Below are 23312 nucleotides of genomic sequence, written 5' to 3' on the forward strand. Positions count from 1 at the left end.
AAGCTGGGGCGGTACTTTTCATGGAGGTATTCTGTTTAATAAAAAGAAACGCACCAATGGCTATATCCATTTTATGCTCGGTGGTGTACGGGGCAATAATCCTTCATACACATTCAACGATACAGCAACCACAACACCTAATAACTATTTCAAGACTTCATTGTTCAGCATTGGATACGAACTGCGTATACATATATTAAAAAAAGCATCGTATTCGCTCTATATCAGTCCGGGTGTGGCTTTATTGCGCTACAATCCAAAAGATGAATTTAATAATTCATATTCAAATCAATTTTCCACGCGTGCCAGAGGTGAAGAATATTCTAACATATCACTGATGTTTCCCATTAAAATAGGCGGAGCTTATTATCTGCAGAATGGATGTGGCATTGGCGTTGATGCAGGCTTTTTAAATCCCATGACAGATTATATTGATAATATTTCTGATTGGGGAAACCGCAAGAAAAAAGATAATCTGATGCAGATCAATTTATTGATCTACGTTCCGATAAACAGGAGTACAAAAGAATAAAATTAAAAAGAGTCCCGATCCCGATCCCGATAGCTATCGGGATCGGGCTCGGGATTCTTTTTTTTACGCGTGAATCAACTCACGGTTTTCAATATCAATGGTTTCAACAAGCGTTACATCCTGTATCTCTACTCCTATCAGCCATTCGTGGCGGTGCTTCTCATAGATATCTGTAAGAACTTCCGGCAAAAAATTGCTGGTATTGGTCATCGTTTCCGAACGGGTTTCATATTCATTTACAAACTCACCATTATTTTTAATGGCAACTTTCAACTGATAGTTTACAATAAATAGTTCCATGATATTTATTTATTAGGGGTTTCAGTCTGATTGTGTTCATCCTCCGGTCTTGGGTAGCATTTACTGAAGAATTTATTTTTCAGGTTTGAACGTTCCTCATTGGAAAGGTCATTCCACTTTGCTTTCAGGTGCTGCTTCCAGGCTTCACGCGGATTTCCCCCGCCGTGGCCGCAACAGCAACCGCCTCCTTTACCTTTGAAGCCTCCGAAGAGGATTTTAGACAATAAGATTATACCAAACGTCTGCCAAAGATTAATCTCCGGCCCGTGAAACAACGCTGGTACAAGCCAGTTCCACAAACTCATGGTAATGTATCCCACCACAAAGATGATCAAGGGAACACCAATTGCTATTTTCGCGATGATAATTATTTTATTTTTCATGACCTTAATGATTTAATAGTTAATCTGATAATTCAATTGCCTGATGCTATAGCTCATCATACAATTCCTGTAATTTTTTTCTCAACGATAGTATTGCATACCGCTTTCTGGACAATAATGTGTTTACACTGACACCCGTGATTTCGCTGATCTCTTTGAAAGACTTGTCTTCAAACTCGTGCAGCAACATTACCTGGCGCTGTTCCGGCGGCATCTCTGCCATTGCAACTTCTATTGCTTCCCAGATTACATTACGGGCATAAACATCTTCAGGAGTATTCTTAAAATCCGGAAGTATATCTTCCAGCATAAGCATTTCTGAATCTTCATTCTTGCCCTGGAAACCTAAGTCTGACCAGGCATCCGGTTTCTTCTTTCTATAGCGATCTGTAATCTTATTACGTGCCACAGAAAACAGCCAGGAACTTACTTTGTCAATTGATTCTATGCTGTCGTAAGCAGAAACAAATTGAAAGAATACGTCCTGCAGGATGTCTTCTGCATCTTCGAGCCGAGATACACGCTTACGGATAAATCCTAACAGGCCCCCGCGCTGGTTCTTAAAAACCTGTTCTATGTGTGCTTCCTGACTACTTGCCATTTTTACTTTTGAATTCCTTCTACAGAATAGTCGAACTGCTGAAAAAAATATTGTATAAAGATTAAAAATAATTCCCAGAACAACCAAAAATCACTGATTTACAATAATTTAAAAGCCACTCCATTTCAAAAAAGAAGAAAAAACCACACAACTTATCATTATCAGAATTGGAATTATTAGAAAGCTCAGCATAACTTCATTCTTACTTATAACTTTTTTAACCGAGTCATGCCGGATAATTTTAACTTTTTCATTTATAGAAAGCGGTGTGTATTGGGTTATAACAAAAGAGAATAACTCCCCCCTTATTGCTACTTCAATTGCATGTATCGTTGAAAAGATATAAGTGCTCCGTTTTATATATCTCACGTCTGTTATTATACCTTCATCACCATCTTTTAAATAATAAAAACTTGTTTTTCTACCAAGTTTAACGATCATAAACATATTAAATAATATTAATGCAGGTATAAATAGTTTGAGATATCCCAATACACAAATAACAAGACCGATAAATGCTGACGCCAATATGATCCGTTGATCCGCAGACGCTTTTCTCCAAAGATGTTTTATATCCATATTTCTCCTAATCAATATACACAATACAAGTACTCACTTAACCCTGTTAAACAAAAACGATATTTTATTGTCAGGCGTAATTTCATTTAAAATTTCTTCTCCTTTTGTGCGGATCACCATGTAATCCAATGCGATCGGTTCATCGTCTTCATGTACAAACAATTCAATATTCACCCACAACACGCCTCCTACCTGTAATACCGTAAATACCGGTGCGTACTTATCAATGTGTGTGATCTTTTCAGTAAAAGCCTGGATGATCTTTGCCTGCAGCTCTTTATCGATCGATGATACAGACAGCAACTTTACATTTTCAGAAAATAAAACAATCGGGTAATACGCCATGGCAATTGAAAAGATTATGCAAAACACCGGATCGACATAATCTGCATAGGCTTTGTAGGCCGTAAACTGCAGACAATACGAAAACGCAACAGCAAGTACAATCGACAGATTGAAAAAGATATCAGTCTTCCAGTCCAGCGCATCGGTCTTTAGTAAAGCCGAACCGATTTTTTTACCACGGCTATTAATGACTATATAAGCTACCAGATTAAAGAACAAGGTAACAAGTGCATAGAGAAACATGATGCCATGTGCTGTGGGCTCCGGGCCGTTAAAAATACTTCCCAGCGATTCTCCGATCGCTTTGATACAAATCAGAATAACCATGAAGCTGCGTATCAGATTCAGTACAGGTACATAACCGGCAAAACCCAGCGGATGGTTTTCATCTTTGGGCTTCTCTTTCAACCTGGATATGTATATCGTCACAAGTCCAATAATGGCGCTGATTACATAAGAGCCCGCATCTACTTCAATAATATTAGACTCGGTAAGTTCATTAAAAATAAGACTGCATACCATCAAGGCCAGTACGATGTAGAATGAAAAAAGCAGCGAATGGTATTCGATCTTACTGTTGTTGGCAATCATACAAATGGGGATTATAAAACTACAATTAAGAGTTAATAAAAAAGAATCAGAATAATATTGAATGTGTAAATATAAAAAAAAGCACACACCGGAATTCCTTCGATGTGTGCTTTTTTAAAAGATCTGTGTTAAATTATTCAACAACTTCCGCTGCTACTTTCTCTTCTTCAATCACTGGTGCGTCTTTTTCAATTTTCAGATTTTCAATAATGAATTGCTGACGCTCCGGCGTATTCTTACCCATGTAGTATGCAAGCAACTTCGGGATAGTAATTTCTTTGGTCAGAATAATCGGGTCCAGGCGGATGTTCTCGCCGATGAAGTGACCGAACTCATCCGGAGAGATCTCTCCCAAGCCCTTGAATCGGGTAATCTCAGGCTTAGAACCAAGCTTTGCAATTGCCTTTTGCTTTTCTTCTTCGCTGTAGCAATAGATGGTTTCCTTTTTATTACGAACTCTGAAGAGCGGTGTATCTAAAATAAACAAGTGACCGTTACGCACCAGATCCGGGAAGAACTGCAGGAAGAATGTCATCAATAATAAACGGATGTGCATGCCGTCCACATCGGCATCGGTAGCGATAACCACATTCTTATAACGCAGACCTTCCAGACCATCTTCAATATTCAAGGCATGCTGCAGCAGGTTGAATTCTTCGTTCTCATAAACGATTTTCTTCGTCAGTCCGAAACTGTTCAACGGCTTGCCGCGCAAGCTGAATACCGCCTGTGTTTCTACCTTACGGGACTTTGTAATAGAACCGCTGGCAGAATCCCCCTCGGTAATGAACAAGGTTGACTCGTAACGCTTATCCGATTTCTCATCATCCAAATGGTAACGGCAGTCACGTAGTTTTTTGTTGTGCAGGTTGGCTTTCTTCGCACGGTCGTTAGCCAGTTTTTTAATACCGGCAATATCTTTACGTTCACGCTCAGATTGCAGGATGCGCTTTAACAATGCATCTGCAGCTGCTGCGTTCTGGTGCAGGTAATTATCCAGTTCACGCTTTACAAAATCGTTCACGAAGTTACGTACGGTAGGTCCGTCGTGCGCAATGTTCTGCGATCCGAGTTTCGTTTTTGTCTGTGATTCGAATACAGGTTCCTGTACACGTATGGCAATAGCTCCAATGATCGATGAACGGACATCGGAAGCATCAAAATCTTTTTTATAATATTCCCTTACGGTTTTAACAACCGCTTCTCTGAAGGCTGCTAAATGCGTTCCACCTTGTGTGGTATACTGACCGTTCACAAAGGAATAATATTCTTCGCCGTATTGTTCACCGTGTGTTAAACAGATTTCAATATCATGGCCCTTCAAATGAATAAACGGATAACGGATGGATTCCACATCAGCTTTGCGCTTCAACAGATCCAATAAACCATTTTCAGAATAATACTTAACACCGTTATAGTTGATCGTTAAACCTGCATTCAGGAAAGCATAGTTCCACAGCTGCTCTTCCAGAAATTCCGGAATGAAATAAAAATTCTTGAAGATGGTATTATCCGGCGTGAAGGTGATCATCGTACCATTCTTTTCAGTCGTTGCTGCTTCCCTGTGGTCTTTTACCAATTCACCTTTTTCAAACTCAGCAACTTTAGTTCTGCCGTCGCGGATAGATTGAACTCTGAAATAGGCAGACAATGCATTCACCGCTTTCGTACCGACACCATTCAAACCAACCGATTTCTGGAACGCACCACTATCGTATTTACCACCGGTATTAATCTTAGAGACGCAATCAATCACTTTACCCAACGGGATCCCGCGGCCATAATCACGTACTTCAACTTTCTTATCGGTGATGACAATATCAATCTGCTTGCCATTCCCCATCATGTGTTCATCAATGGAGTTGTCAATAATCTCTTTTACAAGTACATAAATACCATCGTCCTGAGCGGAACCATCACCCAATTTTCCGATGTACATACCCGGTCTTAAACGGATATGTTCTTTCCAATCGAGTGAACGGATACTATCTTCGGTATATACTGGTTTTTCAGCTGCCATGTGGGAATTGGTCTTTTATTAAGTCGCAGGAACAATTTACAAAAAATCTCTGAGGGGTAAAGGCCGGATTATCCACAGCAGATCAGGGCTTTCGTTAAATTTGATTAAACAACTAACTATGAATAGGATAAGTTTTTCATTGTATACCATATTTTGAACAACTTAGCTATCTTTGGCTAATCGATTCTTTTCCCCAATGAAAAAAATTACCTTATTCTTCTTTTTAGCCGTGACATATTTTACTGCATGGTCTCAATCTATTCCGCCGCTGGATTCACTATTGCGTGTTCCGGGCTTGTATCTCATTGCTTATCCGGATGATGGTCCTAAAGAAGCCCTGAAAGGATTGAAACCTCTCTTTTGTAAAGACCAGGCTGTTATCAGCACTTTCTTTCATGCCATGGAACTGAAGCCAGACACCAGCTGCACTGGAAATGCTTATTACAACTACATCATTCATTTTTCTTCGGATCATGAACCATTGGACTGGGTTGGATTATGTTTTAATAAAAAGCAAAAAGATGACACGCCTACCCTGAATAATGGCAAGGATGAATATTATTCCTTTAACCCAAAATCACTTTCCTACCTGAAAGATCATTCTACCGTTATCAAAGAACAGACTTATACATGCATGACGCTACAGAAGTCCAGGGAGTTCTACAGTTTTCTGAAGCAAACGCCGGAGACCTATTTTTATTCAGATATCAGAAATGATGTTTACACAAAATATAATGGTGCGGTTCTCTTACAATTTGAATATGCGGATACATTACGTTTTGAAGAAGGAGAAAAATACATTCAGGAGAGAATAAAAACAATCTCTTCTTCCACTGATTATTATTATCATTTACGAGAAGCTAACTGGCACAAACCAGGGTTTACAACAGAGAAAATTCTTTTACATATTAATCAGGAAAACTTATTGCCTGGTGCAGCCTCCTATACCATCCAGCCCTGGAGTTCCTACGGTTCCATAACCTTCAGAGTTTATAGCAACCAGTCCAAAACGATCGAAACTTATTTCAAAAAATAAAAAACATTCGCTCATATAAAATAAAAAGCCCTGCCTCTATTACAGAAGCATGGCTTTTCCATTTTATACTAAACTTGATCAGTTGTTGATAACGATCTTCTGAATTTTATCTCCCTGTCTGATCTGATCAACAATCTCAACACCTTCGGTAACTTTACCAAAACATGTATGAACACCATCCAGGTGGCTCGTATTTTTACGGCTGTGGCAAATAAAAAACTGCGAACCGCCAGTATCTTTACCTCTGTGTGCCATTGACAATATGCCGCGATCGTGACGCTGACTTGGATTTTTTGTTTCACACTTAATTGAATATCCCGGTCCGCCGGCACCTGTACCATCCGGACAACCGCCCTGAATCATAAAGTCCGGAATAACGCGGTGGAATTTTAATCCATCATAATATCCGCTTTTTGCCAGCTTAACAAAGTTGGCTACTGTAATCGGGGTATCCTGATCAAAGAATTCTACTTTCATTACACCTTTATCGGTGTGTATTTCTCCAGTTGTCATATGTAAGTTATTTTAACAAAAATACGACTTTTTGAATAAAAGTAACCTATTGAACAACTATTCTCCTGCTATTTTCTCTCCGATTTTATTTATTGAATAAGAATTTTTGCCATTGTTTACGATGTAAACGTTACTGTTCTCCGGATCCTGTTTGATCCAAACAGCTTTAACCAACTTCGTTTCAACGCCATCCTGGTTCAGCAGACACCATTTTTTTGCACGCTGAACCGGCACAGGCATTACATCTGTCGTATCCATGGACGTATAGAATTGCGTGGATACAGCTGTACCATCTGTGCGTAATAATGACCATAATCCATTTTTACGAACCTTGATATGATTGGGCTGTGCCAGAATGATCTCTTCGTATTCGGATGCTAAAATCCGTTTGCCGGATGCATTCAGCAAACCTTTTTTACCATTTTCAGTTACGATGTAAAACGATAATATACCTAAACGGTTTGTTTCAACAGCCGTGTAAAGCGGCTCCAAAATATACTTCCCTGCACTATTAATGACTCCTGCTTTTCCGCCTTGCGTTACAGCAGCTGTGCCGTTTACAAATGCTCCGGCTTCGTTAAAACCTATATCAAATTTTATAGCTTGTGTTTTGCCGTTGTAGTAATACCACTTGTCTTTTTGTTTAACCCGGATGGCTGAAACAGAATCACCGAGGCTTATCAGTTGAAAAGTTTTAGTTGTAAACACAGAAGTTGTCAGTGGTAATAAAAGATCCTGCTGCGCATTATTTTTCTGATCGGCATGCGCCGGCGTTTCTCCTACATAATATTCATTAAAGGCAGATGGGAAGATGGTTGCATACACAGGTTTAACAATAAATGAATCCTTAAAATCAATCATTCCATATAAACCATTTTCTTTTACAACCGCTGAACCATTTGCAAAATCGGTAGCTTCTATATATTTCGGCTTGATGTATACTTTACCTTTCACAGAAGCAAAGCCATACAGGTTATTTTTTTTCACACGGAAATAACCATTCTTATACGGAGCTATCTGCTGGTATTCCACTGGTAGTATCACGCTCCCGCTTAGGTCCAGCAAGCCATACTGGTTGTTCAGCTTCGCAATCAGGATATCTGTTTTGAATACATCCAGTGAATCATACATTGGATTCTGCGTTACTTTACCAACGTTATTAAAGATCCCCCATTTGCCATCCTGGTTGAAAATAATATCTCGTGGTGAGATTTTCTTTACATTTTCAATATTCGGCTCAAGCAGGAAGCCTCCGTTCACATGGTTCACCACGCCCAGCTTGCCATCCTTCTGGATCAATGAACAGTTGGGCGACAATACCTGCGCCACTGTGTACTGAGGAGTGATGATAAACTTCGTGTTATCTTCATCAAACAAACCCCATACCCCATTCTTCTTTACCCAGGTCAATTCAGCACCATGTATGGCATACATATCCGTATACTGATGGGCAATTACAGTGCGTCCTTTATCATCAATCAATCCCCAAAGACCGTCTTTTGAAGCCCAGGCTTTATTGTAACGGAAGTTCAGAATCTTTTCGTACTGCACCGGCACGATCAGGTTGCCATTACAATCCAACACGCCACACAGGTTTCCTTTCTGAACAATTGCTTTACTGCTGCTGTATGGTGATACTTTCGTAAAGATTGGCTCAATCACCATCATGCCCATGATATCTGCATATCCCCAGGCCTTTTTTTCTTTGTCATAAAAAGGGAATAAATCTTCCGGACAACTATTTCCCTGCTGTGCCTGAAGCTGAACAGACAATAAAATCAGGAGAATACAAAGTGTTCTGTGAATCAATTTCATATGTTTATTCTGTAATCGTGCTTACTGTAATTAATAATGCAGAATCGCAATTTGGTTATAATATATCAATATCTTATCGGGTTTTAGATTTTACTTACCCACTTATTACCTTCAATATAATAACGCCAGGGTTTATCTTTATACTCTGCCGCATAGTCAATACCTACACGTGTAGTGGCCTGAATAGCCGGAACAGCAATATTCCGGTCTTCCACCCAAACCGTATTGCCAAGCAGGGAAATTTTATTGTGTAATTTGGTTATACCCAATGCCTGTGCCAACGCCCCGGGTCCGGTTGTCAGTGTCTTATCAACTTTTTGTTTCTTCCGGCGCTGCAGCATGTAATCAATGCCTTCCAGCGGTTCAACTGATCGTATCAATATTGCATGTGGAATTTCTTCCACGTTCGTAACAATATTAAATAAATGATGTATACCGTAACACAAGTATACATACCCTATTCCGCCGGTATTATAAAATGCATCTGTTCTGGGCGTACGTTTATTATTGAACGCATGTGATGCTTTATCTTCCGGGGCCATGTATGCTTCCGTTTCTGTGATTATTCCTGATGTTACTTTTCCATCAATAGCTGTTACCAGCACTTTACCCAATAGGTCTTTACTGATCTGTAATACATCTGCACGTGTATAAAAAGAAGCTTGTAACTTAGAATGCATGAAGTAATGAAATACAATAGGTTGTATTCGCTGTTTTTTTTAATCTTACGGTAATATGATCAACGAATGTAAATTTGATTAATTAAGGATTTTAATGTTATATTTATAATATAAATTTAACCATTATTACTTTAAGAATTAAGTAATTAAAATATACAATATCTTATGTTAACGTCCGGCTATTTTTTAAAACCAGCATTTGTTTTAAGCATGATCTTCTTATCTGCGACAAAATTATTTGCTCAATCTGAAGAAGGAATTGATTCTAAAAAGAATTCATTGAAAATTTCTCCTCAGCATTTCTTCACTTCAACTTTCCTGATGTCCTATGAGCGCTACCTGGGCAATGGAACAACCTTCCAATTATCCGGCGGAATCCTCGCAGCTGAGAAAGATAATTCAAACTCATATTACGATTATAATCAAGGTGTCTATGTCAACTCCAAAGCTAAAGACAAAGCAAACGGAGGAATGGTTGAAGGTATCCTGAAATTTTATTTCATCAAGGGACAGTATACAATGAGCGGATTATATGCAGGTCCTTACGGAAAATATTCCAACAATCGTTTTCATATCAATTCAACCGCATATGTAAATAACGTTACTGTGCTGAATCCTATTGATTACAGAATTGAAAGCTATGAAGGGGGTGCTGTAATCGGCTATCAGGTAATTATAAAAAATGCATTTGTGATGGACATGTTTGTTGGTGGCGGTATTAAGTCATCTACCAATACATCTCCTGCTACGTACAATACGGATAATTCAGACCCAACATTCTTTATCCTTGAATCTCAGGATACCAATGGTATCATCCCAAGAGCTGGTTTCCGTTTAGGATTTTCATTCTGATCTATTTTACCAGCATATAACCACTGATTAAACCTGCCTTGAAAGACCATTTCAGGGCATTGTTTTTTGAATAAACATAGATTTGAGAACGTTGGGAGAAGTCTCCTGCATCACTCACAATAATATCACCCGTATTTTGGTTAATTGCCAAACCATAAAAATTATTTCCGGCAGAGGATATTGCAACTTGCTTTGAACTGCCGGTGATTGTTGTATTCAACTTGTATACATCTCCATCGATCCAATAAAGGCATTTATCAGCCGGATTAAAATTTAATTTCGAAGCATAGCTTGAATAGTCTGCGGCAAAAATCGTGCGTTCAATACCTCTGTTTACCGGATCCATGCAAATCATTGCCGGTAAAATAGATTTATCTTTATTCCCATCGCACAATATCCAGAGTTTGTTGTTCGCATCCAGGGTTATGGATGAGCTTCCAAAACCAATATCAATGCTATCTCTAAGCAGGCTTGTTCTGGTATCAATCAGATACAGGTAACGACTCGCCGGACTTGTAACGTATAAGGTATCCTTAAACACGAGTAATTCTTCCGTCCAGTAATTAATAGAGATTTTCTTTTCAATCGTTGCTGTAAGGGTATTTAAAACCGAAACCCCTTTTCCATACAAATCTGAGATATAGCCTTTGTTGTTTGAAGCGAAAGCAATATAACGTGGTGAAGTGAGGCCACCGATTGTTTTCGTATTTACAAAATCATCATTCAATACTTCAATTTTACCGGAATTATTTACCACCAGGTAAAACTGATTGTTGAAATAGTTAAGCGATTGACATACGTCACCGGCTTGTCTGGTATTTTTCAGAAAAAATAAATCCTGTGTAACCTGATTGGTTAGTGTATCAAAGAAACTGACACCGCCATTGCCCGACATGAAATTGCCTTCATTGACAACATAGATTCCTGTATTGTGCAGATCCGGTAAAGGATCAGTGTCCTTTACCGGTGGTTTGCACGAATAACATACAGTAATCAGAATAACAAAACAACAGATTCTACGAAGCATCAGTCAATTTTAACAATTTTTTGTGTATTGTTTCCAACGCGAACAAAATAAATACCATTTGTCCATGCAGAGGCATCAACTGTACTTGTTGCTGTTACAGGTTGACTGATCAATGCAGCACCTTGTGCATCAAAGACTGTAACTGTTTCTCCCAGGAATGATTGGTTCAATAAAGTCATTTTAAATGCACCTGAAGATGGGTTCGGATAAATAGCGAATAATGGTTCAGATGCATAAGAAACAGACGTTGCCAGGTCATTCTGGTTAATCACGCCAACAGCGTCCAGGTCAAAGCCACCAGAAGCAAATTCTGTTGTATAAGGATCATTTACCGGGTTCCCTAAAGAATCTCTTGTTGCATAAGCCGGATCAATAGAGCCAATTACATCGATAATCTTCACGTGTGTGATATTATTTACATCAAGCAGCGGATTATTTTTCAGTTCTTCCAGATCAAATGGAGTTCCGTAACTAGCCACATATTTACCTGCTAAATTGTAAAGCAAAGCCGCATCCAATGCACCAAAGCTGGCTGTTTGCACGGCTGCATTTGTTTTTGATATTGATGGAAAACGAACATAATGCACACCATCAGAACTCACTTCAACAAATGCCAGTTCCAGAAACTGATTCGTACCAATATCAAATCCATTTTCAAACACGGCAAAATCAGGGCCTGCGCCATTCTTGACCGGTGCAGGGAATTCCAGGATTGCCGTTCCGTTATCACCTAAAGATACAACACCATTCGCGCCCGCCTTTAATGTTCCATCCGTATCTGCGCCAACAGAAGCCAGCGCACCGGCAGTTGCTATATTCTGATAACCGCGTGTAACAGTACATGCATTAGCCCATGATTTAAACAAAGCATCGTCTTTTGATAAAGCCTCTGTACTTCCGTTTACTACAGCAACATCATATAAAGGTTCATTGAAATGATCGATGGCAAAATAATCAGGAGTATTCATTCCCCAGCTGCCGTTATCAGTTGATGTTAAAAGGAAGATCAAACTATCTACTACACCTAACGGACGCAAGTCTACCCAACGCCAGGTATCCAAAATGTAATCTTTAGAATTATCTGCAAATGTATAATCTGCTAATTTAATCTTAACCGTATCTGAAATAACCGCTTTGTTTCTGTAACCGGTTATTGCCAGCTGTAAATAATCCGGATCGTTACCTGTTGAACCACCAAAGGCTTTAGAAAACTGCGAACCACTTTTCATGTCAAGTGCCGTATAGGTTGTATTAGCCACATAAAAACCTGTTACCGGAACAATCTTTGCATCATTCTGCAATTCAATCACACTTAAACTCTTTCCGATGGCAAACTGTTTGGACTTGCCCACTCCGCTTCCTGTATAAACACTATACTGATTGGTATACCCGGGTGTGGTAACATCTGTGTGATTTGAATATGCAAAACCTGTCGCCCACCAACCCGTGTTAATGTTCTGGAAGTATGCATCGCCATTTGTAAATCCTCCTGAGCCATCGTCCCCGATCCAATAACCGCTGCCGTCAAGCGTTAGATCATCAAACGTAGATGTGGTTTGTGAAAACCCGGTTAAAGCCTGAGCTAAAATTAATAAACTAGTAAACAGTTTTTTCATGTTTGTATTTAATTGAATGTATAGGAAATTGTTAGTTGGTAATTGCGCATGGGCATTGGCCTGCTCGCTACTACCTGATAGGTTTTATTAAAGATGTTATTGACACGTGCATTTATTGCCAGCTGCGATTTTACCTTAGGCAAACGAATGCGAATGAGCATGTAGGCATCAAACAAATGATAGGGATTTAAATAATCTGAATTGTCTGATGTTGTAAAGCTCCAGGAAGTGTAGTTATATATGATTCCGGCTTCGGCATTTTTACGCTGTACAGCTGCTGTCAGGGAGTTTTTATACAGAGGCACATAGATCAGTTGTTTACCGCTTCTTGAATCGTTGCCGGAGAGGTCTGATTCGTTGGTTGATTTTGTATAAGCAAAAGTATTTTTTACACGAACAGAATAACCTGATGTTGTATACGAAAACACTGATTCCAGTTCAATACCTCTTGACCATACACGCTGTATATTGTCTGGTGTCCAGATACCCGCGTTGGGAGTCCAGAGAATCCAGTCAACTATCGTCCTGGTATAAGCGGTGATATCCTGATATAAACCAATACGGTTAAGCTTTTTTTCAAACGTAATACCTCCTTCATATCCCCAACCGTGTTCAGGCTTTAACGAAGCATTCCCGCCGGGATTCCAGTACAGATCATTCAAAGAAGGGATCCGATAATTATACGAGGCCAATGCATGCAGTTTCATAAAACCAAATATCTGGTAATCCACGCCCACTGAAGGCGTCAGCGGAATCCAGCTAGTGCTCCACTCCTTGCGGATGGAAGGAACAATATTGATCTTCTTTGAAAGGACACTGATGTTGGATGATATAAAGAATGCCAGTTTATTCTGAGAGGCGGTGTGCTGACTGAAGTTGTCAGATATTGCATTTTGTAAGATTGCCTGCGTGCCGGCCAGAACGTTTATATTGTTCGTTATTTTATATCTGTATTCCAGTTCAGCCTGGATCAAAGAACTATTGATGACAGAATGTATAGCAGCAGTGTCGGATTCATATTTCATTTTATCCGTCTGCAATCCTATTTTACTCTGTATAACACTTCTTTTATATGCATGCATCCATTGAAGGCCTTGTTTCCAGTTTCTATCGTATTGTACCGCATCCGAAAAAGGTGCATTCGTTGTACCAGGCAAATCACGGTTCATCTGCTGATACCAGCACCAATATTTCAGTGTATGATTTTTCAATCTGAAACTATAATCCATATAGATTCCTTTTTGAAACTGAGCGGCATGATCCAACATTTGCTTTTCTCCGTTTACATAATATGGCATGGAATTATCCACCTGCTTATAATATGCAGAAACATACAGTTGTTTCGTAGAATCTCCGATACGTGCTGATAATACAGGCAATACAGACCCATAGCTGCCCAGTTGAAAGCTTGCACCGAATGTTTTACGGTTAACAAAATTCTGGTCACTCGATAAATGAATACTGCCGCCAATAGCGCCGCTTCCCATGAGCGAAACCTGGGAACCATACTGCAGCTGCATATTATTGAATAGAAAAGATGGTACGGTAGAATAATCAAGCTGGCCGGTGGTAGGGCTGTTCATGATCATTCCGTTCATGGTAGTCTGGGTTTGTGAAGCAGAACCTCCGCGAAGAGAAATACTGGCAAGCGAAGACATTCCGTAGGATTTAATATAAACAGCCGACTGGTTGGTTAAAACATCAGCTAAAGAGCCGGGGTTATTGGTTAAATAGGCCGAGTCAATACGCATGAATTTACTGCCGGCAGAAAAGTCTTTATACCGATAGCTTTCAATTTCGATCAGCGCCATTTCATAAACAGAGTCTGAACGGATCTGTGCAAATAGGTATTGGCTGCTTGTTAGAATAACTAACAGCAGTGTCATACGGAAAATAAATTGCGTAACAATGTGCATCAAATGATCTTTAAATCATTCGGGCTTGGAGATCCAGGAAGATAAATGCAAGAGCACAATAGAGGAACTACTATGCCGGAGACTTACCCGCTAGCCTTTTCACCGAAAGCTTCGAATATCTTGATACTGGCAGGTCTTCTGACTTACTCGTTGTATTTACCTTCCCGTCCAGATAACTATCCGGACAGTGGCGAAATCAAATACAACCTATTATGAGCTTACAGCAGCGGGAACTGTTCCGGACTTACACCGAATTCCCTTTTAATTATTTCAAACGTTGAAATAAACCGGTAACGGAACAAAGGTAGGGAAATAATTTATAATTATGAATTATAAATTATGAATTGGTTTACTATTAGCTATTCTTATATAAGATAAATGCCATCCCTGTAAGTGAGATGGCATTTTATCTTTATTATATGATTTAGAAAATTATTATGCATATGAATTACGAATTCATAATTTATAACTCATAATTCATAATTGTTTTAATTGTTCAATTGTAGCAACCGGGTCTTTCGCAGAGAATACATAATTGCCTGCAACTAATACATCTGCACCTGCCGCAACAAGTTTCGGACCTGTTACTTCATTCACCCCGCCATCAATCTCAATCAGTACATTTGCATCGTTTTCCTGAATCAGCTGTTTCAGTTCACGCACTTTCTGATACGTATGTTCAATAAATTTTTGTCCGCCGAAACCTGGGTTAACAGACATCATACAAACCAGGTCGATATCTTTAATCACATCTTTTAATAAATGAATGGGTGTATGCGGATTGATTGCAATACCAGCCTTGCAGCCAACATCTTTAATCTGGTAGATCGTACGGTGCAAATGTGTGCATGCTTCATAATGCACAGAAATATTTGCAGCGCCTGAATCTTTAAACGTCTGGATGTATTTTTCCGGATTTACAATCATCAGATGCACATCCAATGGTTTAGCTGCATGTTTATTGATTGCCTGCATCACCGGAAAGCCGAATGAAATGTTTGGCACAAATACGCCATCCATAATATCAATATGAAACCAATCAGCCTTGCTGGAATTGATCATTTTAACATCCCGCTCAAGATTGGCGAAGTCGGCAGATAATACACTCGGTGCTATAAGTACGTTTCCCATAATCACAAATATACGAAAAAGCTCTTGCTATAATATAATCCATTTCAATATTTCTCTGCCATACACAGATTCAACAATAATAAAGTAAAATCCCGGAGCGATATGTTGAAAATCATTTTCAAGATGAATCAGCTTTTCATCAGACTCATATGCAGCCGCATAGATATTCCGCCCTTGATTATCAATAACATTCAAGGTATATGAATCATTGGAGCCAGGCACCTTTAACGTGAGAACGCCAGCCTGGTATGGAGTCGGTGCTAAAATAAAATCAGATCCCTGCATGAAAATATGTGCAAAAATATCTGCCTTCGTAAAATCAGGCACGCCATGCCCTTTCAGATTTGTTGGGTTCTCATAGGTATCGCAGGATTGATACAGCATGTCCGTCAATTCTGTTCTTGAGAGTGCAGGAAATGCCTGCATCATACCGGCCAGTATGCCTGAAATCATCGGCGACGACAACGATGTGCCGCCAGTTACCAGAAAACTTCCATCGGATGTAATGCAGGTAATATTTACTCCCGGTGCCGACAGGTTGGGTTTCATGCGTCCATCTGCGGTAGGCCCCACAGAGCTGAAATAAGCCTTCGTATTATTCCAGTCGACAGACCCTACCGTAATTACATTTTCTGCATCTGCTGGCGTACTGACATACCTCCATGCATTACTGCCTTCATTTCCGGCACCGCATACAACAAACATTCCTTTGTCATAAGCAGTATTCGCAGCATAAGCAATAATGCTCGTATGACCATTCATATCGGCATAGGAGTAATCTTCCGTTGAGTTGTCAAACGTTGTATAACCAAGGGAAACCGCAATAATATCAGCACCACAACTATCTGCAATTTCCGCGGCACGAAGCCAGTTGTATTCCTCCAGCTTCGTTTCTGTTGCTTCCACTTCTGTTCGCAACAATATATATTCAGCTTCCGGCACTACACCGGTATAATTCGGAGCCTTTGCTGCAAGTACTGATAACACTGCCGTTCCGTGATAGTAGTCATCAAATATATTTGTGTTGTTATCGGCCACATCGAATGCATAGAGCACCTGATTATTCTCCCACAAATGCCGGAATGCAGATAAGGTATCTACACCAGGAAAGCCGGCATCTGTAACCGCAATCAATATACCGTTGCCTGTGTATCCCATCTGATGCATTTGTGTTATGCCCAGCTTATCTGAAAAATCAGCGGCACGATCCTGTTGTGTTGTTGCCTGAATGGCTTGCGTATTTCTATTGAATGATGTCCTGAATGAATTACGGGATGAGGCTACACAAGGGAGTGCTGTTGCATCATTGTATGCTGTAACCGATGCCTTAACAATAACAGCATTGAGCCATTTAGAAGTGTATATTATTTCACAACCGGTGGCTGCAATCTGATCTATGTATACTTGTGAAACAGGTAAGTCTGACGAATCAATTGGTATAGTATTCTGGATGCGCTTTGAAATACTTCTGGGAGATAAAAATGCCGAAGGATTATTGATGGCAAGCGTTCCGTGCTTATCCTTTAAATAAAGGACGTATGGGTTGTTCTGCGCCCAAAGCACGGACGAAGAAGATAAAAGAACAAGTAAAAAAATAAACCGGTTATGGCTTCCCATAAGCAACCAGCTTTTCTTCCCGGATACTGCCGAAATCAACTTTATCCTGGCCAATAAACTCATCACTGGTATTATAAGACAGGAATTCATAACGCTTATAGATCATTCCAATATTCTTTGCATATACCCGGTTTCTGTAATCTTTATATACGAGGTTTTTACTCTGCTCTTCAATGACATTGCAGGTTTCAGGAAAATAAACATTATTGACCGTATAGGGCTTGCCGACATTTGTTGCTGTAACATCATCACGTAAAAAAACATTCTTTGTATTCGCATCCCATACTTCCCCATTCGATAAAGGAAATACCAGACGGACAAAACTATTGCTTATTTCCTGAATGGTTATCTGGTTGTGATCTGTCGTAAAAGACCAGACAGAATCCGGTTGAGACTGCCATGGCTGCGTTTCATTAGCTCTGTAGTACCGGTATAATTCATATACCAGCGTATTATTGAAATAAAATGTGTCATGGATAACCTCTCTCATCTGATAGGTTGAATCAATGGTATCATTATCATATTGAATGAAACGTACATCATAAATCCGATAACTGCCGCTGTCTGTCGGGAAATATTCAATGCCCGTTAATGCCGGTACCGAGTCGTCATCCCGTTTACAGGATAAACATGCAATCAACACAAGTATAAAAAATGTTATTCGTATCATTGGCCTTGTTTAAAACTCGATTTAATCCAACCACCGCCAATGACATCTTCACCTTCGTAGAACACAGCTGCCTGTCCGGGTGCGATAGCCTTTACATGGGAATGAAAAGATACGCGCATCTCATCCCCGATCTGTTCAATAGAGGCTGATGTACCATCATCATTATAACGAACTTTCGTAATAGATTCCTTTACAATGCCTCTTAGATTTTCATACTTCGACATGTTCAATTGATCTACCCACATACCATTACGGTTCAATCCATCTTCCCGGCCTAAAATAACTCTGTTTTTTTCTTTTTGAATTTCAGTAACAAAAACCGGATAACCCAATGTTATGCCCAGGCCTTTGCGCTGGCCAATGGTATAGAACGGATAGCCTTCGTGTTTACCGACAACAGTACCATCTTCCAATACAAATTCACCTCCCCGTACCTGCTCTTCCAGTCCCGGGTTACGGCGTTTCAGAAAACCGCGGTAATCATTATCCGGTACAAAACAAATCTCATAGGATTCGCTTTTATTTACCAGGTCCATAAAGCCACGCTCTGCAGCCATGGCGCGTATATCTGATTTATGTAAATGTCCCAGCGGAAACATCGTTCTGCTTAAACTTGCCTGGGAAATTCCCCACAATGCATAAGACTGATCTTTGTTTTCATCCAGTCCTTTAGAAATAACAAAACGATTGTTTTCTTCACGCACTTTCGCATAGTGCCCTGTCGCGATAAAATCACAATCCATTTTATCTGCCCGGCGCAACAATGAATCCCATTTGATATGTGTGTTACACAATACACATGGGTTCGGAGTCCTGCCATCCAGGTATTCTTTATTGAAGTGGTTGATCACATAATCACCAAACTCTTCGCGTATGTCTACTATATAATGCGGAAAGCCCAGGTTCACGGCAATATTGCGCGCGTCATTGATTGAATCCAGACTGCAGCAACCTGTTTCTTTTTTACTGCCGCCCAGATTTGCATAATCCCAGGTCTTCATGGTCATACCAATCACCTCATAGCCTTGTTCGTGTAACATAACAGCAGCTACCGAACTATCTATTCCACCACTCATGGCAACCAATACTCTTCCTTTTTTACTCATTTCCAGTGAATTCCTTTTTAAACAAGGTTGTAACCGCAAAAACGCTTACTTAGTTTCTTTTATTATTAACAAATTTATGAATAAATTATCCCATATTTAGATTTAATTACAGAAGAACATACATAATGGGATTAACAATTCCGGTAATATTAAGCTCGGTAAACAACCTCTCTGACGCAAGATACGCAGCAGGCATGGGAGTTGACATGATGGGTTTTGAAGTTGAGCCAGGTGCTGAAAGATATGTTAGTCCAGAACTGTTTAAAGCAATCGTATCCTGGGTTGCCGGAATTCAAACAGTTGTAGAAGTAACGATTCTCACACCAGAACTACTTGCCTGCATTCAGGAAAATTACCAACCCGACTTCATTCAATATGAAAAATTAGCGGGTATCACACCTGACACCATTCCTTTCACGACCATTCAAAAGGTCTCTTTTGAAAATAATACAAACAAGCTTGACACAATTGGTAATCAAATAAATACTGAATCCAAATATGTATTGTTTGAACTGAGCCACTGGGCTGAATGGAGATCAAACCAGGATAAAATCAAGCAGATCAATTCTCAATTTCCGGCATTCTGGTCACTTCCGATTGAAAAAAATGATATTCCGGCTATTAATGAACTTGCTCTGAAAGGCATTGCATTAAAAGGCGGGGATGAGCAACGGCCTGGCTGGAAAGACCTGGATCAGTTGATTGATATACTAGAAGCATTAGAAGAAAATTAATTTACCTTATGAAGAGTTCGATTTTTACACTAACACTGAGTCCGGCATTTGACAAAAGCACCTCTGTTGAACGTGTACAACCTGAGCATAAATTACGTTGCGACAGTCCTATTTACCAGCCCGGCGGCGGTGGCATCAACGTTTCCCGGGCCATCAAAAAGTTAGACGGCAGATCCGTTGCCCTTTATCCGATTGGAGGAAATACCGGTAATCATTTTAAACAACTGCTGACGGAGGAAGGGATTGAACAGATCACCTTTCAGATCAAAAACTGGACACGTGAAAACTTCATTGTAGTTGAACGCGAAACCAATCACCAATACCGTTTCGGAATGCCCGGTTCTGAAATCTATAAAGAGGAATGGGAACAAATGCTGGCTGTGATCCAGGATCCGGAAAACGACTTTGAATACTTTGTAGTAAGCGGCAGTACACCTAAAGGTGTACCCGACGAATTTTATACACGCCTCTCTCAAATCGTTCTTCAGAAGAAGGCGCGCCTGATACTAGATACTTCCGGTGAAGCTTTAAAACACTCTTTAAAAGAAGGTATATTTCTTTGCAAACCCAACATCAATGAATTAAGTGAAATGGTGGGCAAAGAACTTGTTACCAAAGAACAACAGGAAGCTGCTGCAATGGAAATCATCAACTCCGGAAAAGTAGAGATCCTTGTTGTTTCGCTTGGCGGTGCCGGTGCATTCCTGGCCTCTAAACAAGGGATTTTCCACGTAACTGCTCCTCCTGTAGAAAAGAAAAGTACAGTAGGTGCCGGCGACAGCATGGTAGCCGGTATGGTATTGAGTTTGTCCCGCGGGAAAAGTTATGAAGATGTCATTAAATTCGGTGTTGCCTGCGGTACGGCAGCGACCATGAATTTTGGTACAGAGCTTTGTAAAAAAGAAGATGTAGACCGCCTGTATGCACAGCTTGGTGGGAAATAAAAACCTGAGATGAAATAAAATGGGTAAAACTATACAAACCTCTACAACGAACGGAATGCCTTCAGGTATTCCGTTTATTGTTAGTAACGAAGCCGCAGAACGATTCAGCTTTTATGGCATGAGAGCCATACTTGCTGTTTTTATGACAAGTTATTTACACATGACCGAAAGCAGGTCTACAGAGTGGGCGCACACGTTTACCTCTGCGGTCTATTTTACTCCTATCTTAGGTGCATTCCTGGCAGATATTTTCATCGGAAAATACCGCACAATCTTATTACTGTCCATTGTGTATTGTTTGGGCCATCTCGCCCTGGCAATCAATGAAACAGAAAATGGTTTATTCTGGGGATTGATGCTAATCTCCATAGGCGCCGGAGGTATCAAGCCTTGTGTATCCGCTCATGTTGGCGATCAGTTTGGTGAAAAGAACAAACACCTGATCGAAAGAGTATTCTCCATCTTTTATTTCGCAATCAACTTCGGTTCATTATTCAGTACTCTGCTTACTCCTTACCTGCTTGAGCACTACGGTCCGGCTTATGCATTCGGCCTACCGGGCATACTGATGTTCATCGCAACACTGGTTTTCTGGCTGGGAAGAAAACAGTACGTGCACGTACCTCCTTTTGGTAAAGCTTATTTCCAAACTGTCTTTGGTAAGGAAGGTTTGGCTGCTATCGGCAGACTGTTATTCATTTACGCCTTTATCGCCATCTTCTGGGCTCTATATGACCAGCATGCAAGTACCTGGGTATATCAATCCAAAAGTGCATTCCTGAATAAAGACATCAGCATCTTCGGCCTGTGGGAGTTTACCTTGCTTCCCTCACAGATCCAGGCAATCAATCCTGTACTCGTGCTTGTACTGATTCCATTATCAGCATGGTTTATTTATCCTGCACTCAGTAAGCTTATTCCGTTACGACCTTTAATTAAAGTACTGATCGGCATGTTCCTTTGTGCCGGAGCATTTATGATTGCCGCATATATTGAACACAGAATTTCCCAGGGCATCGAAACCAGTGTTTGGTGGCAGTTCCTGGCCTATCTGATATTGACCATGGCAGAAGTGATGGTTTCCATTACGGCACTGGAATTTTCATACACGCAGGCACCAAATGAAATGAAATCAACCGTGATGGGAATATTTATGTTTTCCATTTCTCTTGGTAACATTCTGGTTACTGTTATTTCGAATTACAACAACCTTCCTGAAGCCGTTTCAACAATAACAGCCGGAACCAAAACATACATCTCTTTGAATGATTATACACCTGTTAAAGGAGAGAAAATAGAATTTGATGGCGGCTCCGGTTTGGCTACCCTCCAGCAAAATTCAAAAACAAAGAAGTTTGATACCATCCCGCTTACCGGTACGTATCTGGTGGGAACCATTGACCCGGCATCCAAACAATTTACCCTGGAAGACAACGGCTGGCATACCATTGAAACAATAAAAACAGCCGATATGGAATCGGGCTATATGGTCGTATTCCATCGTTTCAAACACGAAGCATATTTCCATATGTATGCGCTGCTGATGTTTATTACAGCAATTTTATTTATTGGTGTAGCTGTTAAATATCAGGGAAAAACTTACATTCAGGTAGAGCGCGAATAAGCTCTGCCAGAAAATTTTCGATAGATATTTCTTTATATCAATTAATTAGTATATATTTGCATGTCTTTTGAGTAATGTGTCAGCAAATGGCTGACTTAATTCACAAGGAATGTGCGTGTGACGCACCGCTGAAAAAATACCACCCCAATAGTCTCGAGGTAGACTATGCTACTTGTCAATCTGTTTCTAGGATTAATAGATTTTGATGTCCCAAGGTATTTTTTCATTACACCTTTCGGATATATTATGTAATCTAGAAAAGACGACGAAATAATTCATTTAACAAATTAAAAACATTCTATGTTATTTAAAGATCTTGGTTTGTCTCCAGAGGTATTGGAGGCCATCGAAAGCGTGGGCTATTCTGAAGCTACACCTATTCAAGAAAAAACTATTCCTATTTTACTTACAGGAAAAGACCTTACAGGTCAGGCTCAAACAGGTACAGGTAAAACTGCATCTTTTGGTATTCCTGCCATTGAGCATGTTGATTTATCAATCAATGCTACACAATCATTAATTCTTTGTCCTACCCGCGAACTTGCTTTACAGGTTTCAACAGAATTAAAAAAATTATCTAAATTCAAAAAAGGCTTACGCGTACTTGCTGTATATGGTGGTGAATCAATCGAAAGACAAATCAAAGATTTGAAATTTGGTGCACACATTGTAGTTGGTAC

23 protein-coding genes and 1 riboswitch are annotated in these 23312 nt (G+C 39.9%); of the genes, 7 read left to right on the forward strand and 16 right to left on the reverse strand.

Annotated elements, in window-relative coordinates:
- Window positions 1-532: hypothetical protein (locus ACTHJT_RS14135; RefSeq protein ID WP_440239307.1), on the forward strand; the 532-nt coding region annotated here is incomplete at its 5' end.
- A 63-nt stretch (window positions 533-595) separates the two neighbouring features.
- Here ACTHJT_RS14135 and ACTHJT_RS14140 read toward each other — a convergent pair.
- From ACTHJT_RS14140 to ACTHJT_RS14165, 6 genes are all read right to left on the reverse strand, one after another.
- Window positions 596-832 (reverse strand): hypothetical protein, encoded by a 237-nt coding sequence (locus tag ACTHJT_RS14140; protein WP_440239309.1) that lies wholly within the window; start codon window positions 830-832, stop codon window positions 596-598.
- 5 nt (window positions 833-837) lie between these two features.
- Window positions 838-1215 (reverse strand): hypothetical protein, encoded by a 378-nt coding sequence (locus tag ACTHJT_RS14145; protein ID WP_440239311.1) that lies wholly within the window; start codon window positions 1213-1215, stop codon window positions 838-840.
- A 46-nt stretch (window positions 1216-1261) separates the two neighbouring features.
- On the reverse strand, window positions 1262-1816 hold the full coding sequence (locus ACTHJT_RS14150) for an RNA polymerase sigma factor (RefSeq protein WP_440239313.1): 555 nt from the start codon (window positions 1814-1816) through the stop codon (window positions 1262-1264).
- Window positions 1817-1924: 108 nt separating this feature from the next.
- Window positions 1925-2395, reverse strand: a complete 471-nt coding sequence (locus tag ACTHJT_RS14155; RefSeq protein WP_440239315.1) for a hypothetical protein — start codon at window positions 2393-2395, stop codon at window positions 1925-1927.
- Window positions 2396-2428: 33 nt separating this feature from the next.
- Window positions 2429-3331, reverse strand: a complete 903-nt coding sequence (locus ACTHJT_RS14160; protein WP_440239317.1) for a cation transporter — start codon at window positions 3329-3331, stop codon at window positions 2429-2431.
- A 133-nt stretch (window positions 3332-3464) separates the two neighbouring features.
- On the reverse strand, window positions 3465-5351 hold the full coding sequence (locus tag ACTHJT_RS14165; protein ID WP_440239319.1) for a DNA topoisomerase IV subunit B: 1887 nt from the start codon (window positions 5349-5351) through the stop codon (window positions 3465-3467).
- 196 nt (window positions 5352-5547) lie between these two features.
- On the opposite strand from ACTHJT_RS14165, the gene ACTHJT_RS14170 reads away from it, so the two are divergent.
- Entirely contained in the window at window positions 5548-6387 is an 840-nt protein-coding gene (locus tag ACTHJT_RS14170; RefSeq protein ID WP_440239321.1) for a hypothetical protein, read from the forward strand.
- A gap of 78 nt (window positions 6388-6465) precedes the next feature.
- Here the strand turns inward: ACTHJT_RS14170 and ACTHJT_RS14175 are convergent, their stop codons facing one another.
- From ACTHJT_RS14175 to ACTHJT_RS14185, 3 genes are all read right to left on the reverse strand, one after another.
- Window positions 6466-6900, reverse strand: coding sequence for a peptidylprolyl isomerase (locus ACTHJT_RS14175; protein WP_440239323.1), 435 nt, complete (start codon window positions 6898-6900; stop codon window positions 6466-6468).
- A 57-nt stretch (window positions 6901-6957) separates the two neighbouring features.
- Window positions 6958-8715 (reverse strand): WG repeat-containing protein, encoded by a 1758-nt coding sequence (locus ACTHJT_RS14180; RefSeq protein ID WP_440239325.1) that lies wholly within the window; start codon window positions 8713-8715, stop codon window positions 6958-6960.
- Between the two features lie 83 nt (window positions 8716-8798).
- Window positions 8799-9395, reverse strand: coding sequence for a DNA-3-methyladenine glycosylase (locus ACTHJT_RS14185; protein WP_440239327.1), 597 nt, complete (start codon window positions 9393-9395; stop codon window positions 8799-8801).
- Between the two features lie 165 nt (window positions 9396-9560).
- On the opposite strand from ACTHJT_RS14185, the gene ACTHJT_RS14190 reads away from it, so the two are divergent.
- The gene (locus ACTHJT_RS14190; RefSeq protein ID WP_440239329.1) at window positions 9561-10247 is read left to right on the forward strand and encodes a hypothetical protein; all 687 of its coding nucleotides are present in this window, start codon (window positions 9561-9563) and stop codon (window positions 10245-10247) included.
- 1 nt (window position 10248) lies between these two features.
- Here the strand turns inward: ACTHJT_RS14190 and ACTHJT_RS14195 are convergent, their stop codons facing one another.
- The 7 genes from ACTHJT_RS14195 to mnmA all read right to left on the reverse strand — a co-directional run bounded on the left by ACTHJT_RS14195 (window position 10249) and on the right by mnmA (window position 19330).
- Window positions 10249-11274 carry a YncE family protein gene (locus ACTHJT_RS14195; RefSeq protein WP_440239331.1) on the reverse strand — a complete coding sequence of 342 codons (1026 nt, stop codon included), beginning with the start codon at window positions 11272-11274 and terminating at the stop codon, window positions 10249-10251.
- Window positions 11274-12890: a DUF4465 domain-containing protein gene (locus tag ACTHJT_RS14200; protein ID WP_440239333.1), complete on the reverse strand. Its 1617-nt coding sequence runs from the start codon at window positions 12888-12890 to the stop codon at window positions 11274-11276. Before ACTHJT_RS14200 ends, ACTHJT_RS14195 begins: the two co-directional genes overlap by 1 nt.
- Before the next feature lie 8 nt (window positions 12891-12898).
- Entirely contained in the window at window positions 12899-14776 is a 1878-nt protein-coding gene (locus ACTHJT_RS14205) for a TonB-dependent receptor (RefSeq protein ID WP_440239336.1), read from the reverse strand.
- 141 nt (window positions 14777-14917) lie between these two features.
- Window positions 14918-15113, reverse strand: a riboswitch (cobalamin riboswitch).
- A gap of 170 nt (window positions 15114-15283) precedes the next feature.
- Window positions 15284-15937: a ribulose-phosphate 3-epimerase gene (rpe, locus tag ACTHJT_RS14210; RefSeq protein ID WP_440239338.1), complete on the reverse strand. Its 654-nt coding sequence runs from the start codon at window positions 15935-15937 to the stop codon at window positions 15284-15286.
- Between the two features lie 27 nt (window positions 15938-15964).
- On the reverse strand, window positions 15965-17554 hold the full coding sequence (locus ACTHJT_RS14215; protein ID WP_440239341.1) for a S8 family serine peptidase: 1590 nt from the start codon (window positions 17552-17554) through the stop codon (window positions 15965-15967).
- Window positions 17541-18224, reverse strand: a complete 684-nt coding sequence (locus ACTHJT_RS14220; RefSeq protein WP_440239343.1) for a hypothetical protein — start codon at window positions 18222-18224, stop codon at window positions 17541-17543. The genes ACTHJT_RS14215 and ACTHJT_RS14220 overlap by 14 nt, the downstream gene beginning before the upstream one ends.
- Window positions 18221-19330: a tRNA 2-thiouridine(34) synthase MnmA gene (gene mnmA, locus ACTHJT_RS14225; protein WP_440239345.1), complete on the reverse strand. Its 1110-nt coding sequence runs from the start codon at window positions 19328-19330 to the stop codon at window positions 18221-18223. Before mnmA ends, ACTHJT_RS14220 begins: the two co-directional genes overlap by 4 nt.
- A gap of 125 nt (window positions 19331-19455) precedes the next feature.
- On the opposite strand from mnmA, the gene ACTHJT_RS14230 reads away from it, so the two are divergent.
- The 4 genes from ACTHJT_RS14230 to ACTHJT_RS14245 form a co-directional block, all read left to right on the forward strand.
- Window positions 19456-20064, forward strand: coding sequence for a hypothetical protein (locus ACTHJT_RS14230; protein ID WP_440239348.1), 609 nt, complete (start codon window positions 19456-19458; stop codon window positions 20062-20064).
- Between the two features lie 8 nt (window positions 20065-20072).
- Window positions 20073-21008: a 1-phosphofructokinase family hexose kinase gene (locus ACTHJT_RS14235; RefSeq protein ID WP_440239350.1), complete on the forward strand. Its 936-nt coding sequence runs from the start codon at window positions 20073-20075 to the stop codon at window positions 21006-21008.
- 19 nt (window positions 21009-21027) lie between these two features.
- Complete coding sequence (locus ACTHJT_RS14240) at window positions 21028-22632, forward strand: POT family MFS transporter (RefSeq protein WP_440239352.1); 1605 nt, start codon at window positions 21028-21030, stop codon at window positions 22630-22632.
- Window positions 22633-22932: 300 nt separating this feature from the next.
- Window positions 22933-23312, forward strand: a 380-nt coding sequence (locus ACTHJT_RS14245; RefSeq protein ID WP_440239354.1) for a DEAD/DEAH box helicase, incomplete at its 3' end; no start/stop codon positions are given.

This window comes from Cytophaga sp., assembly GCF_051961495.1.
Lineage (GTDB): Bacteria > Bacteroidota > Bacteroidia > Cytophagales > Cytophagaceae > Cytophaga.

What these genes read in the sequence shown, in the direction of transcription:
- ACTHJT_RS14200 (WP_440239333.1), bottom strand. Translation starts at nt 12,890, where the DNA reads ATGAAAAAACTGTTTACTAGTTTATTAATTTTAGCTCAGGCTTTAACC.
- ACTHJT_RS14170 (WP_440239321.1), top strand. Translation starts at nt 5,548, where the DNA reads ATGAAAAAAATTACCTTATTCTTCTTTTTAGCCGTGACATATTTTACT.
- ACTHJT_RS14175 (WP_440239323.1), bottom strand. Translation starts at nt 6,900, where the DNA reads ATGACAACTGGAGAAATACACACCGATAAAGGTGTAATGAAAGTAGAA.
- ACTHJT_RS14155 (WP_440239315.1), bottom strand. Translation starts at nt 2,395, where the DNA reads ATGGATATAAAACATCTTTGGAGAAAAGCGTCTGCGGATCAACGGATC.
- ACTHJT_RS14165 (WP_440239319.1), bottom strand. Translation starts at nt 5,351, where the DNA reads ATGGCAGCTGAAAAACCAGTATATACCGAAGATAGTATCCGTTCACTC.
- ACTHJT_RS14180 (WP_440239325.1), bottom strand. Translation starts at nt 8,715, where the DNA reads ATGAAATTGATTCACAGAACACTTTGTATTCTCCTGATTTTATTGTCT.
- rpe (WP_440239338.1), bottom strand. Translation starts at nt 15,937, where the DNA reads ATGGGAAACGTACTTATAGCACCGAGTGTATTATCTGCCGACTTCGCC.
- mnmA (WP_440239345.1), bottom strand. Translation starts at nt 19,330, where the DNA reads ATGAGTAAAAAAGGAAGAGTATTGGTTGCCATGAGTGGTGGAATAGAT.
- ACTHJT_RS14195 (WP_440239331.1), bottom strand. Translation starts at nt 11,274, where the DNA reads ATGCTTCGTAGAATCTGTTGTTTTGTTATTCTGATTACTGTATGTTAT.
- ACTHJT_RS14235 (WP_440239350.1), top strand. Translation starts at nt 20,073, where the DNA reads ATGAAGAGTTCGATTTTTACACTAACACTGAGTCCGGCATTTGACAAA.
- ACTHJT_RS14140 (WP_440239309.1), bottom strand. Translation starts at nt 832, where the DNA reads ATGGAACTATTTATTGTAAACTATCAGTTGAAAGTTGCCATTAAAAAT.
- ACTHJT_RS14160 (WP_440239317.1), bottom strand. Translation starts at nt 3,331, where the DNA reads ATGATTGCCAACAACAGTAAGATCGAATACCATTCGCTGCTTTTTTCA.
- ACTHJT_RS14150 (WP_440239313.1), bottom strand. Translation starts at nt 1,816, where the DNA reads ATGGCAAGTAGTCAGGAAGCACACATAGAACAGGTTTTTAAGAACCAG.
- ACTHJT_RS14215 (WP_440239341.1), bottom strand. Translation starts at nt 17,554, where the DNA reads ATGGGAAGCCATAACCGGTTTATTTTTTTACTTGTTCTTTTATCTTCT.
- ACTHJT_RS14185 (WP_440239327.1), bottom strand. Translation starts at nt 9,395, where the DNA reads ATGCATTCTAAGTTACAAGCTTCTTTTTATACACGTGCAGATGTATTA.
- ACTHJT_RS14190 (WP_440239329.1), top strand. Translation starts at nt 9,561, where the DNA reads ATGTTAACGTCCGGCTATTTTTTAAAACCAGCATTTGTTTTAAGCATG.
- ACTHJT_RS14205 (WP_440239336.1), bottom strand. Translation starts at nt 14,776, where the DNA reads ATGACACTGCTGTTAGTTATTCTAACAAGCAGCCAATACCTATTTGCA.
- ACTHJT_RS14240 (WP_440239352.1), top strand. Translation starts at nt 21,028, where the DNA reads ATGGGTAAAACTATACAAACCTCTACAACGAACGGAATGCCTTCAGGT.
- ACTHJT_RS14220 (WP_440239343.1), bottom strand. Translation starts at nt 18,224, where the DNA reads ATGATACGAATAACATTTTTTATACTTGTGTTGATTGCATGTTTATCC.
- ACTHJT_RS14145 (WP_440239311.1), bottom strand. Translation starts at nt 1,215, where the DNA reads ATGAAAAATAAAATAATTATCATCGCGAAAATAGCAATTGGTGTTCCC.
- ACTHJT_RS14230 (WP_440239348.1), top strand. Translation starts at nt 19,456, where the DNA reads ATGGGATTAACAATTCCGGTAATATTAAGCTCGGTAAACAACCTCTCT.